We start from the raw sequence: 14,535 nt of genomic DNA, 5'->3' as shown, positions 1-14,535 counted from the left end.
CCTGTGTCTATTGAGGTTTGGCTATCAATTGCTACAATCGAACCGTGCACCGTTAGTTTAGCTAATCAGTGGCAAAGTTTGATTCGGACGCGTCGAAGACCGCGGCTCGCCCGGAGTCCTTCCACCACTGAGGCGGGCGCACGATCCGTTGTCGGCAGTTCCAGGGAGTTCGCTATGGACAATCCGCATGTTCTGGTCATCGGTGGCGGCCCAGCCGGGTCCACCACCGCAGCCCTGCTCGCGAAATCGGGGGTCCGCGTGACCCTCCTGGAACGAGATAAGTTCCCGCGTTACCACATCGGCGAGAGCCTGTTGGCTTCGGTCCTGTCGACCTTGCGCGTCTCCGGCGCCTACGACGCGGTGGCCGCCCACGGCTTCCAGATCAAACGAGGTGGCCACTTCCAGTGGCAGGACGACAACTGGTTGCTGGACTGGTCCAAGCTCGTGGACGCCGAGGCCTGGTCCTGGCAGGTCCAGCGCGACGTCTTCGACGAACTGCTGCTGCGCAACGCCGCAGAGCAGGGTGCGCGGGTGATCGAGCAGGCCACGGTCACCAACGTCCTGTTCGACGGCGACCGGCCGACGGCCGTGGAATGGACCGTCGACGGTGACGACGAAGTGCACACCACCGAGATCGACTTTCTCGTCGACGCCTCCGGCCGCGCGGGCGTGCTGGCCAAACACCAGGTCGTCGATCGTCAGCAGCATCCCGCCTTCCGCAACGTCGCCGTGTGGTCGTATTGGGAAGGCGCACACCTACATCCGGACAGCCCGGAGGGCGCGATCAACGTCGTCTCCACGCCGGAGGGCGGCTGGTTCTGGAACATTCCGCTCTCGAACGGCCGCCACAGCGTCGGCTATGTCGTCTCGGCGCGCAAAGCCGCTCCCAAACTCCGCGAACTCGGCCGAGAGGCGTACTACGCACAGACCATCGCCGACAGCGCGGCGATGAGCAAGTTGCTCGTCGGTGCGCGGCAGGTCGCGGAGGTCAAGGCGGAGCAGGACTACTCCTACACCTCCGACCGGTTCAGCGGTCCGGGCTGGGTGGTCGTCGGCGACGCGGCCTGCTTCCTCGATCCGCTGTTGTCCAGCGGCGTGCATCTCGCGACGTACTCCGGCCTGGTCGCCGCGGCGGCGATCGCGACGATCCTGCGCGGCGAACTGAGCGAGTCCGCCGCGCTGGCCTTCTACGAGGACGCCTATCGCCGGGCCTACACGCGATTCCTCGTCCTGGTGTCGCGGATGTACGAGCAGTATGTGGGCTCGGAGGAGTATTTCGCGCACGCGGGCACCTTGACCACCGGGCACAGCGGCGACACGAAGCAGGCGCAGTTCACCGAGATCATGGCCGGCCTGACCGACATGGACGAGTCCTCGGGCGTGCAACAGCGCGCCGCGACCGCGACCATCATCTCCGCGGCCGAAGGCCTGCACGCGGAGTCGGCGAACCTCGAGTACATGGGCCACCTCGACATGTCCGTCGTGTGGGATCACTGGCGCGACCCGTTGGCGGACACGACGACCGGCCAGTTGCGCATCACGACCGAGCCGGTGCTCGGCCTCACCGATCGGCCGCGGACCGAAGCGGAGATCGCCGCCGTGGCTCGTCCCGTTCTCCCACCGACGGCTGCCACCACCCTTTAGCGCCGGTACCGGCACGGATTCCTCGTGACAGGCACTGCACGGAGCCGGTCGTGACGATCACGCACACCGGCCCCGAACCACCGGGTGATCGCCCGCCCGGTGGTTCGGGATTGCGCACCCACGACGAGATCGGGCGATTCGACCACCCGCTGACCAGGATGCTGCTGGCGAGTGACGGATTCACCACCCCCGCGCTGGCGGCGATACTTCGCACCGACCTGCACGTGCGGGTATTGCGTCAGGACGACATCGCGGCCGGTCGGCTGCCGACCACGGTCACCGACGCTCTGGGCGTATCCGGTTCCGATCGCGTCATCGTCCGCCGCTCCTGCCTGGTCAACGCCGACTTGGTCACCGCATCCATCAATTACGTCGTCGCGGTGCGCGCGGGCGCGGCCGCTTCCGGTATGGACGATGTGCGGGTGCCGATCGGGACCGGACTCATCTCCCGTGGCGTATCCCAGCGGCGGCATCTCCTGCGGACCGGCGTGGTCCGGTGGCCGGACGGTCGCCTCTGCGCGGCACGGGCATACGTCATGACCCTCGGGGATCGGCCGCTCTGCTACATCCGGGAGTCGTTCAACCCGGACGTCATCCCACCCGACCACGCCGCCACGGCCGGCGCCGATCCGCCTTGGGCCGACGAACCGGAACCCGCGCGGCCGGGGTCGTTCCTGGTGGCGAGCCGACTGTTCGAGGCGCACGAATTCCTGGGCAGCGTACAGCGGGGTGCGGACTCCGCAGCGCCACCCATCCGCCTGCGGCATTCGCGGCCCGGGCCTGTACAACCCCACGAATGCGAGGTTCTCACAGCGGATTTGGCGAAAGCAGCACGGGGAGATGGTTTCGTCCTGCACCTCGGTGGCCGCGACGACGCCTCTGCCGGCGACGACACCAGAACGGTCGCCGCGCGCAGGGCACTGACGTACGCGGCGGCCGCGGTCATGACGCATGGGCTGGGAGCAGCGACGGTCACCATCGAACGAGCGCCCGGACGACACCGCGGCGACCTCCGCGCTGCCGCGGCGCTCGACGAGTGGCCCGCCGACCGCTTGCCGATCACGCTGTGCGTGAACATTTTGCGCCGCGCCGCCGACCGGTCGCACGATCCGGTGCGACGCGACCTGCTCCGCGCGGTGAGCGGGCTGTTGCCCGTCGCCGCGATCGCACCGCCGGGCGCCAGTGAACTGCACAATTGGCTACCGCTGCTGCGCATCTCCCGCGAACCGGTCGTCCCGCCCGGCCAGGGACCCGACGAACGATGGTGGGATCGCTCGGCACACCTTTTGTGGCTCGACGATCGGGCGGGGGCTCTCGCCCACGACCGAATGCGGGTCGCCATCCATGCCGGTAACCCTGTCGCGGTAGCACTCGGCCCCGCCACTACCCCGGACGACATCGAGTTCCTCTGTCGCACATTGAATCCGCGGAAAGAGCCGGGGCGGCTCACACTGGTCCCCCGACTCGGCGTCGCCCGTACCCTCGATACGCTTCCGTCCTTGTTCGCCGCGGCCGCCGCGTGTGACACACCGATCTGCTGGGTGTGCGATCCGATGCCGTCCACGCGCATGCCGCACGGCGGCGGCGACTTCGGTGCCGACGATGTCGCCGACGTGATTCGCGCGTTCTTCGACACGTGCCGAACGACCGGCACCGTTCCCGGCGGCCTGCATCTCGAATGCGGCCCCGACCCCGTCGAAACGCTTCATCGCGTTATCGCCGCGCTCGAACTGCGGGCCACCTGGTCACCGCGATGACACGAACTCCCGGCGCGGCGCCGACGGTCCGGTAACGAGAGCCACGCTGGAATCGTTCGCCGGGCACCCGGCGGCGCTCCGGGACTTCGCAACGCTTGCACGAACAGCGCGGGTCGCGGCGGCGAGTGCCGGTGTGGCGATCGAGCGACGGATTTATTGCCAGCAGCGGGAATCGGATATCGAAGTGGGCGCTATATCATCACCCGGTTCCGTGGACATTGGGCTGCCCTTCTCGGTGTCTGGTCCGATGACACGGTACCGATCACCCATATCGCACAGGCGGACAGCTGAGGAATCGAACGAGCTGTCCATATACGACCAGAACCATCGGTAAGTTAGAGATTGATGTTCGCTCTGGTTCTCGCAGCTGCGGATCGGCTACGCTATACCGCCGAGTGGCAATCCTTCCGGGCGCGTTTACGGTCGACGATCACGCGCGGAGCCCGGCGCACCCGAGCTCGCGTGCTCGAATTTCGGAATAATTTCGATTCACTTGTTGGTCCAAGCGAATCCGTGGGATTCGCGATCGAACCGCTACACTTTCGTTATTCTTCGGAACGGGTACAGGTGAGGTGCCGCCCGGGTCGGGCGGGGCCGTGTCAGAGGGTAGGCATTTTCCAGCCGTGAGCAAGTGGTCAGAGCTGCGCGAATCCGCTATGGGAGTGGTTCGGTCGAGCCGGCGTGATGTCCGTGGTCGAGTGAGTGTCCGGGTACGCCTGCTGGCGATCGTGCTCATATCGAGCGTCACGCTACTCATCATCGGTGTGGGCGCGGCCGGCTATCTGGTGCGATCCGCCCAGGCGGCCAAGGAATGGGCGGAGCTGGCCAGCAGCACGACGGCACCGGCCATCCTCATGGTCCAGGCGTTCCAGGAGGAGCGTCGCCTGTCGCTGTTGTCCCTGGCCGGTGACACCGAAGTCGCCCGCGGGCTCGCCGCCGCACGCCAGCGTTCGGACGCGGCGCTGGCGGGGGTGATGGCGAAAGGCGATGCCGCCCGCAAACTGAATCCCGGCGGGTCCGCCTCCGATATCGAGGGCTACAACAAGCTGTTCGCGATGGTTCCGACGCTGCGCGGCGGGGTCGACACCCGGCAGGCCGCGCCGCACGAGGTTTTCGAAGTCTTCAGCGGGGTCATCGGCACGATCATCGCCGCGTCGACGCTCGCCGCACGGGTGGCGCCGGAAGCCGATATCGCCATGGAACTGAACTACGGCGTCGAGCCCCTACGCGCGGCCGAAGCCCTGTCGATGGCGGACACCCTGGGCGCGGTGGCGCTGACCGTCGGCGAGAACACTCCCGCGCAATTGACCGAATTCAGCCGGTTGGTAGGCGAATTCCGCAGTGAGGTCGCCTACTCCGGCCGCGTGTTGAAGAACAAGCGACTCGCCCAACTCCAGGAGATCACCGCCGGACCGGCCTATCAGAAGCTCGTCGCGATGCAGGACGCGGTGCTGGTGCGCGGTCCGGTGGAGGCGGGCTCCGACTCCGACGAGTCCACCGGTACCGGTAGGACCCAGAGCGGCCGCTCGGCCTCCAGGACCACGTCGTCGTTGCCCATGGGTGTCGCGGCCTGGCAAGAGGCCTCCGGCCAGGTCTCGGCGGCCCTGCTGAAGCTTTGGGACGACCAGAGCCGCGACGCGCACCAGATCGCGCGCGAGCGAGGCGATGAAACCGCGCGGCGGTCCATGCTCGGTGGCGCGGGGGTGCTGTTGGTCGCGACCATCGCCTTCCTCGCGGCGTTGATCATGGCCAATCGCTTCATCGGGCGAATGCGGCGATTGCGGCGCGACACACTGGAACTGGCGGACCAGCAGCTGCCCGATCTCATGGGCAGGCTCGGCCGAGGCGAAAGCATCGACTCCGAGGCCGAGTTGGCCCGACTGGATTTCGGTTCCGACGAATTGGGCCAGGTGGCCGACGCCTTCAACCGCGCCCATGTCGCGGCCGTGTCCGCCGCGGTCGCCGAGGCGAAGACGCGAACGGGCGTCAACGCGGTATTCCTCAACATCGCCCATCGCAGCCAGGTCGTGGTGCACCGCCAGTTGGCGCTGCTCGACCAAGCCGAACGCAAGGAGGAGAACGCCGACCAGCTCGAGCTGCTGTTCCAGCTCGACCACCTGGCGACGCGGGCCCGCCGCAACGCCGAGAACCTCATCATCCTCGGCGGCGAGAAGCCGGGTAGACGGTGGCGCAAGCCGGTTCCACTGATCGATCTGGTCCGCGCCGCCGTCGCCGAAAGTCTCGACTACGCCAGGATCCAGACCGGCAGGCTGCCCGAACTCCAGGTGTCGAGCAACGCCGTCGCCGACCTGATCCACCTGATGGCCGAGCTGATGGACAACGCGACAGCCTTCTCACCCCCGCAAGCGCGGGTCGAGGTGTCCGGCGTCGTGGTCGGGCGCGGCGTCGCGGTCGAGATCATCGACCAGGGCTTGGGCATGTCGGAGGCCGACTTCGCCGCGCGCAACGAACTGCTGTCCAACCCACCGGATTTCAGTGTGGTGACCTTGTCCAGCGACACCAGGCTCGGATTGTTCGTCGTCGCGAAATTGGCGCACCGGCACGGTGTTTCGGTACGTCTGGGCGAGTCGGCCTACGGCGGCGTGCGGGCGGTGGTGCTCATTCCGAGCGCACTCCTGCGGTCGGAGACCTCGCCGCGCGAGCAGAGCGACGCTGACCCCATCGAACCCGTGCGGCCGCAGACGCCGGACGACCTCCCGCCTCGACCGGCGCCGGTACCGGGCCGATCGGCATGGTTCACCCCGGCCTCCGAGCGACCGGCCCCGGCACCGATCCCGCACGGCGACGACCGTGGCTTCGACACCGCGGCCACACCAGATCCCGGTCCGGCCGCGGACGCCAGGCCGCCGCTCCCACGCCGCCGCCGTCAATCTCCCCAGGAGCAGGAGCAGACGGCGCCCGCCGCCCCGATACGACAGCGGACCGCCGATGAAGCACGCAATCTGATGAGTGCCATCGAGAACGGCACCCGCCAGGGACGCCGGAAGCGTCCCGACTTCGATTAGTCCGCAATCCCCCCTCTGCAGAAGGCGACGATGACTACTTCCCAGGGAACCGGCCTCGGTTGGCTGCTCGACGAGCTGGTCACCGGATTGGTCGGAGCGAAATCCGCGGTGCTGCTGTCTTCCGACGGGCTGCTGATCGGCCATTCGGCCCAACTGGACAAGGCCGACGCCGAGCGGTTCTGCGCGATGGCATCGGCGCTGCACAGCCTATCCCGCAGCGTCGGCCACCATTTCGACGCCGGCGGCGTCTGCCAGACCGTGGTGGAACTCGACCACGCCGTGCTGTTCGTCACCACGGCCGGAACCAACGCCTGCCTGGCACTGCTGGCGTCCGAGACCGCCGATATGGGTATGGTGGCCTACGAAATGAATCAGACGGTGCAGCGAGTCGGAACACATCTGTCGGTCGACACGCGCCCGCACCCACCCGCTTCGACACAGCCATGAGTTATCAGCACGATCCCTGGTACGAGGAAGACGCCGGTCCGATGGTCCGGCTCTTCGCCATCACCCGCGGCCGGGGTCGTGCCGTGCGCCCGGAACTGAACTTGGTCACCCTGGTGGTCGATGGCGCGCCGGGCACCGCACTGCGGCGCACCGAACCGGAATACGCCGCCATCGTGCAGCTTTGCCGCACCCCGCAGTCGGTAGCGGAGGTGTCCGCGCGATTGAACCTGCCGCTGACGATGACGAAGGTCCTCATCGGCGATCTGCTCGACGACGGCAGGCTGATCTACCGGTCGGCGCAGCCCACGGCCGGGTCGGAATCGGATCTCGGCCTCCTGCGCGCGGTGCTCGACGGCATCCGCGCGCTCTGACCCGACCCGGCCGGTATTCAGCTCAACCGCGCGACAAGCCTTTTCGCGTTCATGTAGGCGATCGCCTCGATCGAGACCATGGGGTTGACGCCCGACGCGGTGGGGAAGCTGGAGGCGTCGGCGACGACGATGTTCGCCACCTCCCACGTGGCGCCGTCCGGGTTGGTGGCCGAGGTTTCCGCTGAGCTGCCCATCCGCGCCGAACCCATGATGTGCAGGGCGCCCAGGGAGCATTGCCCCGGTCCGTACCCGGCGGCCCGGCACGCGGCGGCGAAATCGGCATGCGAGCCGCGGCGGCCCGGTTCGTAGGAGACACCCGCTTGGTGCCCGGAGAAGATGCGCTGCGCACCCGCTGCTTCCAGAATGCTCGCCGCCCCCTCGAACCCGGTGTGCAAATGGGCGGCATCGTAGTCCGACAACCGGTAGTTCACGATCGGCTCACCGCCGCGGTCGACGGACACGGTGCCCGAATCGCGGTCGCGCGTGATGATGCCGATCGCGTTCGAACGCGCGAAATCGAGCATGGTGGTCCGATGGTTCTCGGCGCCGCGCCAGCTCATGAACCCGGTGGCGAGACCGGGATGGATCGGGCCGGTTTCGTAGATCACGCCGTAGCCGTTGCCGTCCAAATCGCTGTGCTCGCGGCAGATCCGGGTCTGCAAGCCGCCCTCCCACGGCCGGATCTCTTCCTCGAACACCCCGAACACCGCGGCCGCCGGGTGCAGGCGCAGGTGGCGGCCGATGTTCTGGTTGCGCAGCCCGGAACGCCGCAGCAACGCCGGAGTCTGGATCGCACCGGCCGCCACCACCACCGCACGAGCGCGCACCTCGATCGCCAGGCCGTCGGACGTGACCGCCGAAACGCCTTCCGCGCGACCATTTCGCACACTGATCCGCCGCACGTCGGCGTCCACGACCAGTCGCGCGCCCCGATCCGCCGCATCGGCGAGCCAGGTCTTGGTCACCGACTGCTTGGCGCCCAGGCGGCAGCCGTAACCGCACCGGCCGCACTCCACACCGGCGTCGCAGGCATCGGTCACGTTGCGCGGCAACGTGTCCACCTCCCAGCCGAGCGCGCGGGCGCCGCGCTCGAGAACGCCGTCGCGAGCCGACAGCACCGACCGCCGATCGGTGACACCGAGCCGCCGCCGCACCACGTCGAGCGCGTCGCCGAATTCGTCCTCGGCGAACTGGGCGGCGCCCAGGGCGGCCCACTCCGCCCGGACATCCTCCGGCGTCGGCAACGACGTACTCCAGTTCACGACCGTCCCACCCCCCAGGCACGTGCCCGCGACGAGGGTGATCTGACCGTCGGCGGTGCCCGGCGGCCCCGGTGCGTACAGGTGTTGCAACCCGTCCAGCTCGCCCGCGCCGAAATCGCGGTCGTCGTAGTAGTTTCCGCGTTCCAGCACCACGACGTCCAGGCCCGCTTCGGCCAATACCGCAGCGGCCACACCGCCTCCGGCGCCGGAACCGACGATCACTACATCACAGTCGAATTCGGTCGTCTCGGTGCAGCGCAGCGGTGTCAACACGGGCGCGGGCGCCGTGGTCAGCGGACCGGAAGGGGCCGGATACCCGATCTCCTTCCACAGCGGATTGACGCCCGTCGGGCCGGGAGTGATGTTGTAGGACAGCAGCGACGCTTGTTTGAGCGCCCCGAAGATCACCCGCACGGATTCGAAACGCGAATCGGCCAGCCGCAGCAATGCCCGTTCCCGCTCCTCCTGCGACAGGCGGGAGAAGCGCCGGAGACCGCTGCCGGTGAGCAGGCCGGTCAGCCGGGAATCCCACAGGTTCAGCAGCGTGGCCAGTTGCTTCTTCTCCGCATCGCGCGGATTGCGCCCCAGCAGTTGGAAGACGGTGTCAACGGCTCCGAGCGCGCTCGCCGACGGCAGCGTCAACCCGTCGCCGGGGTTGAACGTGTCGCAGATGACGTTCATCGCCGCGCGTTGCTTGGCTGTTGGTTCCATGTCGAACAGTCCCCTTCGTTTCGCCAGTGAGTTCTATCACACGACATGAACAACCACTAACTAAAGACCCGTTTGCCCTGGTGATTTCGAATCGCTCGGAAAGAATGCATGGCCACATAGCGTTCACGCCCTGATCACGATCGCGGCCGCGTAACCGACCGCCAGGAACGCGTGCACGACCGAGACGAGCGCCTTGCCGAGTTCCGCCGTCGGGTTCGCGCCGGTCCGTGGCCGCGACAGCGACCACCGGGTGAACGTCCGCTCGGCGTGCACCGCGAGACGCAGCAACTCGGCGCGATATGACCCGAGCAGCGGTTGGTCGCAGGCGCCCATTGCCGCAGCGGTGAGATGCGCGCAGCGACCTATCGTCATCACGACTTCGAGCACCTCGTCCGGCACCGACGTGACGAGGCAGGCGTCCGCGAGCGCTGCTGCCGCCCGGATCCGTTCGACGACGCGGCCGAGCGCCCGCCCGAGTTCGGACAATTGCGCGCCGTCGGCGGCCACGGGCTCGGACTCCAGCGCGGCGGTCAAGTTGCCGATGACCACGCCGAGCGCGTGCTCGACTCGGCGCGAGCGCTCGAGTATCCCGGAGACGTCGACCGGCGAGCATCCGAAGTCCGCAAGCACCGTCGCTGCCTCGACCAGGGTCGCGGCCGCCGCGCGAAAGTAGATCTCGGTAGTCGCGCTCGCCGTCGGCGTGCTCATGCCCACTCCTCGGGTAGTCCCTCGATCAGCCGCGATGGGGTGTCGACGCCGCCCGGACGGCGTCGGCCGGGTAGCGCCGACAACCCCACGCCGCCCGGGTAGCAACCACACCGAACTACCACAGTCGACGATAATGATTCATAACATATCGCTTCTCTGGACTGGTAGATAGCCTATATTGCTTGAAACAGCCATTTACTTAACGGTCGGGTGAACTGCGTGTGGCCGGATCAGCTACGACCAGGCACCGGACGCGGGGGATGCGGACGATCGGAGCGGCTTCCCTCCGCCCGCCGCGAACTTCGAGCCTTCCACGAGACCCGAAACCACCCCCAGATCCCGGCGGCTCGGCCGCACCGCCCGACGACCTGTACGCGTACGCGCGATGATGGAACGAAGCCGATGATCGTCGAGAGGACCGACGGATGTACCGTCTGAGGCGCTGCCTGGTCGCGGTGGTCGTCCTGTTGGCAGCCGCCGGCTGCGGGACCGAACACGAACCGCCGCCCGCCCGCGGTGAGATCGTTTCCACGACGCCCCTGCTGAGTCTGCCGCCCGAGCAGACCGCCGCGCTGTTGACCAACGGTGGAATCTCCACTCCGGTGCGCAACGGCGTCGACGCCTTCCGCATCGAGTACCGGACGATCACCCCGCACGGCGACCCGACCACCGCCAGCGGGCTGGTGGCGCTGCCGCGCACGGACTCCCGGCGGCTGCGGGTGGTCAGCTACGAGCACGGAACCATGACGCTGAAGAGCGACGCGCCGTCGGTCGACACCCGCAACCTCCCCGATCGGCTGCGTACGGTGGCCTTCGCCGCCGCGGGCTACGCGGCGACCGCACCGGACTACTTGGGCCTCGGGAACGGTCCGGGAACGCATCCCTACACCCATGCGCCTTCGGAGGTCAGCGCTTCGGCCGACCTGTTGCGCGCGACCGCTTCCCTCGTGGCCCAGCAGCGCCGAGAGCTCGATCCGGACGTGCTGGTGACCGGCTTCTCCCAAGGCGGCCACGCCGCGATGGCGCTCGGGAAAGCGCTGGCCTCCGGCGCGATCCCGGGTTTCGGGGTGGCTGCCTTGGCCCCGATAAGCGGACCCTACGACCTACGGCACGTCCAGGCGCCCGCCGCACTGGACGGGCGGGTCCTACCGGGCGCGGCGGTGCTCTTCCTCTCCTACTGGATCACTTCCATGAACCGGATCCACCACCTCTACGACGACCCGACCGAGGCCTTCCAGCAGCCCTACGCCGACAAAGTCGAAGAACTCTTCGACGGCTTCCACACCGAGATCACCATCGTGACCTCGCTGGCGCCCACCCCCGGACAATTGCTGACCCCCGGGTTCGTCCGGTCCGCCGCCGAGCCGACCGGCGCCACCGCGGCGGCTATCACCGAGAGCGACGGCACCTGCGACTGGACGCCGCGGGTGCCGGTCCACCTCTACGCTGCCCGCGGCGACCGCGCCGTGCCGTTTCCGAATGCCGAGCACTGCTTGCAAGCTCTCGGCGGCGGCGACGCCACGCTGCGGGACCTTGGCGACGTGGACCACGCCGGAACGGCACGGATAGCCGTCCCCGAGATTATCGGCTGGTTCGAGCAACAGTTCCCGCCGAGCTGACCGGGCGGCTCACGCCGGCTGGGGCTGCGATTCGAAGGGTGCGTCGATCCCGTCCATGACGATCCGGATATCGAGGTTCGCGATCCGACCCGAAGCGTCGAACTCGACCTCGCCGGCGAGACCGTCGTCGCCGAATTCCAGCAACCGGTAGTCGTCGAGGAATTCGGTGTTCAGTCCCCGCCGGGTGAGGTAGCTGTACACGGCACGCCGGTGATCCGTCAGTGGCAGTGCTCCGAAGCCGTGCGCCAGCACGCGAGCGAGGCCGGAGGGGGTGGGCGCGGGCAATTCGAAGGCCGGGTGGTCGATGAGGAACGCCACGCAGGCGCCATCGATGACACCACAGTAGGAGTTCCAGCGCCCGCAGACGATCTTCGCGGCATCCGCCATCAAGCCGGCCACCTGATAAGGCTCCGGCGCCGCGCCACCGAGGACCACGGGCAGTTCGGCCGAACACAATTCGGCGACACGGTAGCGGGACCCGAACTCGCGCACCGTCTCCGCCGCGCGCAGCAGCGACGGCGGGTAGCCCCACGGGTTGACCCATCCCCACAGCCACGTGTCGGCATCCGCCGTTCCGAGCAGGTGGACGTCGGTGCACACGAAGGAGCCTTCGTCACCGAGGAATTCGAGCCGACGTCCGTCCAGGTCGGCCTCCAACACGTGTGCGCCGAGCACCTCCTCGAGGTGCAGGCGGTGCTCGAGCGACAGCAAGCCCGCGTCATCGAGAAGTCTCGTCAGTGGCACGGATTGGGACACCGCGTCAGCGTAGTCAACGCGGAGCCATCGCTCCGCTTCCGGACCGGCTGTCGGGCCGTGCTCAGCCCCGAGCGGGCGGCCGTCCCGGCAAAGGGTGCGGGAGGAAACCGGGGCGACTCCACCTCCGACTTCACACCGGGCGGTCGTGCAACTCGGCCATCGTCGCCTCGACCCGATCGAGCTCGCGATCGACGACGCTCCGGCGTGCCGACGGCAACCAGAAGAGCACGCGGTCGACTCCCGCTTCCGCATAGGATTCGAGAGCCTCGAGGTCGTCGACGGGGGCGCCCATCACGACGACGTCGATCGGGCGATCGGCCCGCTCGCGCAGCTCGGTGATCCGCTCGATGATCCCGGGGCCGTGATTGGGCATCCACGCGTCGCCGTATTCGAGCACGCGATCCAGCACCGTCGGCCCGCCGCCTCCGACGAGGATCGGCGGGTGCGGCCGCTGGATCGGCTTGGGGTCGCTCCAGATCCGGTCGAAAGAGATGAATTCGCCGTCGAACGAGGCCTCGTGCTGCGTCCAGATCACCTTCATCGCTCGGACGTACTCGCCCATGCGCTTCATCCGGGTCCGTGGATCGGTGCCGTGATTCGCCATCTCTTCACGGTTCCAGCCTGCGCCGATGCCGAAGTCGAATCGCCCGCCGGACAGATGATCGAGCGACGCGACCTCCTTGGCGGTGATGATCGGGTCGCGCTGGGCCACGAGCGCGATACCGGTCCCGACCCGCAGCGCTTTCGTGGCGCCCAATGCGTAGGCGCTCGCCACGAAGGGGTCGTAGGTGTGCGCGTATTTTCGCGGCAGCGGCGGCGCGCCCTGCTCGCCGCGCCATGGCGTCTTCCGCGCCGCCGGGATGTGCGTGTGCTCGGCCCACATCAGCCACCGATGGCCGCGCTCCTCAACGGTTCGAGCGAGTTCCGCGGGCCCGAGGCCGTCGTGGGTCGGGAAGTAGGCTACGCCGGCATCCATTTGCTCGAAGTTACCTGCCGAACCCGAGGCCGCCAATGCGACTTGCCGCGGCCGTGATGCCCGGCTTCACTGCCGATCACCCCGGGATGACGTACTGCACCTGGACCGAATCGGGCGAGTGGAAGATTTCCTTTGTGGTGACGGACAACTCGACGTGGCCGGGGCCGGAGGGGATGGTGGCGGAGTTGTACCAGGAGCCGACCAGCTTGATCGTGGTGTTCCCCCGCGCGCCGGTGTCGATGTTGTGCCAGGAGACGTAGGCGGTGGTGGCGCAGGTGCCGATGCCCTCGAAGGCGCTGGTGAGGTGAAGTCCCTGGGAGGAGTCCTGGTCAACGTTCCCGCGAATCGTGCCGTAGCACAGGCCCGCTTCCGTCGCCGTGGTGTAGAGCACCGGGAGGTTGACGGCCTCGGCCGAGGCGGTACCGGCGAAGACGAACGCCGGGGCGCAGGCCACTACGGCGGCAGCGGCGGTCGTGGCCAATTTGGTAACTGAGCGCATGATCTTTCCCCTCTGAGTCTGCACACTGATCGACATGCCCGGATACACGGCCGCCGGGCCTCGGTACCGGGAGTTCGAGAACACCGGCCCGGCTGCACGTCTTATCCGTGATCAACCTCTAGTCGTTACGCCGCACGACATGTACCGCAGATACAGCATCGACCCGAAGGGATTACGAGCCGAAGCTCGAGCGCATCACTGATATCGCAGCCGCCACAGCTGGTTGTCCCAGCCACGCGCGCCGAGCCGCACAGGGCGGTCGGCTAGGTCGGGGTGCTGGTCACGCAGTAGATCCCGCACCAACTCCGCGGTGATCTCGATCTCGGTGTGCGGCATGCGGCTCAATATGGCCCAATCATCATCTCGCGCTACAGAAGCTCGATTCGACCGGGCTCGGGCAGCGCGTGCGGGCGTTCGTCCGTATACCAGGCGTACTCGATTCCGCTGAGCCAGCCGTTCTCGACCCACAGTATGACCTCGCCGATCGGTGATCCGTTGCGGTCGGTGACCCCTCCGCTGGCGAAGATCCCGTCCGGCGAACCGGATGCTCGCACCGCACCGGCCCGCACCGCCAGATCGATGCTGGGTGAACCGATACCCCAGGTGGCGACGACCTGCGAATACGGCACCTGCGCCTGGTACTCGGAGGCGCAGGGGTCGCCCGACGACAGCAGCTTCATGGCGACACTGGTTTCGAGGTCGGTCAACGTTCGCGGCGGAATCGGTGTACTCATCGGTCTCATCGGTCTCGCCGCGTCA

At 67.8% G+C, this 14,535-nt stretch carries 13 protein-coding genes; 6 read left to right on the top strand and 7 right to left on the bottom strand.

Translation table 11 applies throughout. The features are described from left to right. Nucleotides 1-174 precede the first annotated feature (174 nt). The 5 genes from AB0L97_RS21585 to AB0L97_RS21565 all read left to right on the top strand — a co-directional run bounded on the left by AB0L97_RS21585 (nt 175) and on the right by AB0L97_RS21565 (nt 7,245). Nucleotides 175-1,644, top strand: coding sequence for an NAD(P)/FAD-dependent oxidoreductase (locus AB0L97_RS21585; RefSeq protein WP_364432232.1), 1,470 nt, complete (start codon nt 175-177; stop codon nt 1,642-1,644). 50 nt (nt 1,645-1,694) lie between these two features. Then, entirely contained in the window at nt 1,695-3,401 is a 1,707-nt protein-coding gene (locus AB0L97_RS21580; protein WP_364432229.1) for a 3-deoxy-7-phosphoheptulonate synthase, read from the top strand. 698 nt (nt 3,402-4,099) lie between these two features. Continuing rightward, nucleotides 4,100-6,427 (top strand): nitrate- and nitrite sensing domain-containing protein, encoded by a 2,328-nt coding sequence (locus tag AB0L97_RS21575; RefSeq protein WP_364432226.1) that lies wholly within the window; start codon nt 4,100-4,102, stop codon nt 6,425-6,427. A 30-nt stretch (nt 6,428-6,457) separates the two neighbouring features. Continuing rightward, nucleotides 6,458-6,874: a roadblock/LC7 domain-containing protein gene (locus AB0L97_RS21570; protein WP_355075196.1), complete on the top strand. Its 417-nt coding sequence runs from the start codon at nt 6,458-6,460 to the stop codon at nt 6,872-6,874. Next, nucleotides 6,871-7,245 (top strand): DUF742 domain-containing protein, encoded by a 375-nt coding sequence (locus AB0L97_RS21565; RefSeq protein ID WP_355075194.1) that lies wholly within the window; start codon nt 6,871-6,873, stop codon nt 7,243-7,245. The genes AB0L97_RS21570 and AB0L97_RS21565 overlap by 4 nt, the downstream gene beginning before the upstream one ends. 17 nt (nt 7,246-7,262) lie before the next feature. Here the strand turns inward: AB0L97_RS21565 and AB0L97_RS21560 are convergent, their stop codons facing one another. Together AB0L97_RS21560 and AB0L97_RS21555 are read right to left on the bottom strand one after the other, a co-directional pair. Further along, a complete protein-coding gene (locus AB0L97_RS21560; RefSeq protein ID WP_364432221.1) occupies nt 7,263-9,218 on the bottom strand; it encodes a GMC family oxidoreductase N-terminal domain-containing protein in 1,956 nt (651 codons plus the stop codon). A gap of 123 nt (nt 9,219-9,341) precedes the next feature. Next, complete coding sequence (locus AB0L97_RS21555; protein ID WP_364432218.1) at nt 9,342-9,926, bottom strand: hypothetical protein; 585 nt, start codon at nt 9,924-9,926, stop codon at nt 9,342-9,344. 425 nt (nt 9,927-10,351) lie between these two features. Here AB0L97_RS21555 and AB0L97_RS21550 point away from each other — a divergent pair, with 425 nt between their 5' ends. Then, nucleotides 10,352-11,545: a hypothetical protein gene (locus AB0L97_RS21550; protein ID WP_364432215.1), complete on the top strand. Its 1,194-nt coding sequence runs from the start codon at nt 10,352-10,354 to the stop codon at nt 11,543-11,545. A gap of 9 nt (nt 11,546-11,554) precedes the next feature. Here the strand turns inward: AB0L97_RS21550 and AB0L97_RS21545 are convergent, their stop codons facing one another. From AB0L97_RS21545 to AB0L97_RS21525, 5 genes are all read right to left on the bottom strand, one after another. Further along, nucleotides 11,555-12,301 carry a DUF6882 domain-containing protein gene (locus tag AB0L97_RS21545; RefSeq protein WP_355075187.1) on the bottom strand — a complete coding sequence of 249 codons (747 nt, stop codon included), beginning with the start codon at nt 12,299-12,301 and terminating at the stop codon, nt 11,555-11,557. A 130-nt stretch (nt 12,302-12,431) separates the two neighbouring features. Continuing rightward, on the bottom strand, nt 12,432-13,277 hold the full coding sequence (locus AB0L97_RS21540; protein WP_364432211.1) for an LLM class F420-dependent oxidoreductase: 846 nt from the start codon (nt 13,275-13,277) through the stop codon (nt 12,432-12,434). Between the two features lie 76 nt (nt 13,278-13,353). Then, the gene (locus AB0L97_RS21535) at nt 13,354-13,776 is read right to left on the bottom strand and encodes a hypothetical protein (RefSeq protein WP_157170822.1); all 423 of its coding nucleotides are present in this window, start codon (nt 13,774-13,776) and stop codon (nt 13,354-13,356) included. Nucleotides 13,777-13,971: 195 nt separating this feature from the next. Beyond that, a complete protein-coding gene (locus tag AB0L97_RS21530; protein ID WP_364432207.1) occupies nt 13,972-14,112 on the bottom strand; it encodes a hypothetical protein in 141 nt (46 codons plus the stop codon). A 32-nt stretch (nt 14,113-14,144) separates the two neighbouring features. After that, the gene (locus AB0L97_RS21525; RefSeq protein ID WP_364432204.1) at nt 14,145-14,510 is read right to left on the bottom strand and encodes a hypothetical protein; all 366 of its coding nucleotides are present in this window, start codon (nt 14,508-14,510) and stop codon (nt 14,145-14,147) included. Nucleotides 14,511-14,535 lie beyond the last annotated feature (25 nt).

It is taken from the genome of Nocardia sp. NPDC051911, assembly GCF_040681035.1.
GTDB classification, from domain to species: domain Bacteria; phylum Actinomycetota; class Actinomycetes; order Mycobacteriales; family Mycobacteriaceae; genus Nocardia; species Nocardia sichangensis.
This window is presented reverse-complemented; position numbering and strand designations above follow the sequence as displayed.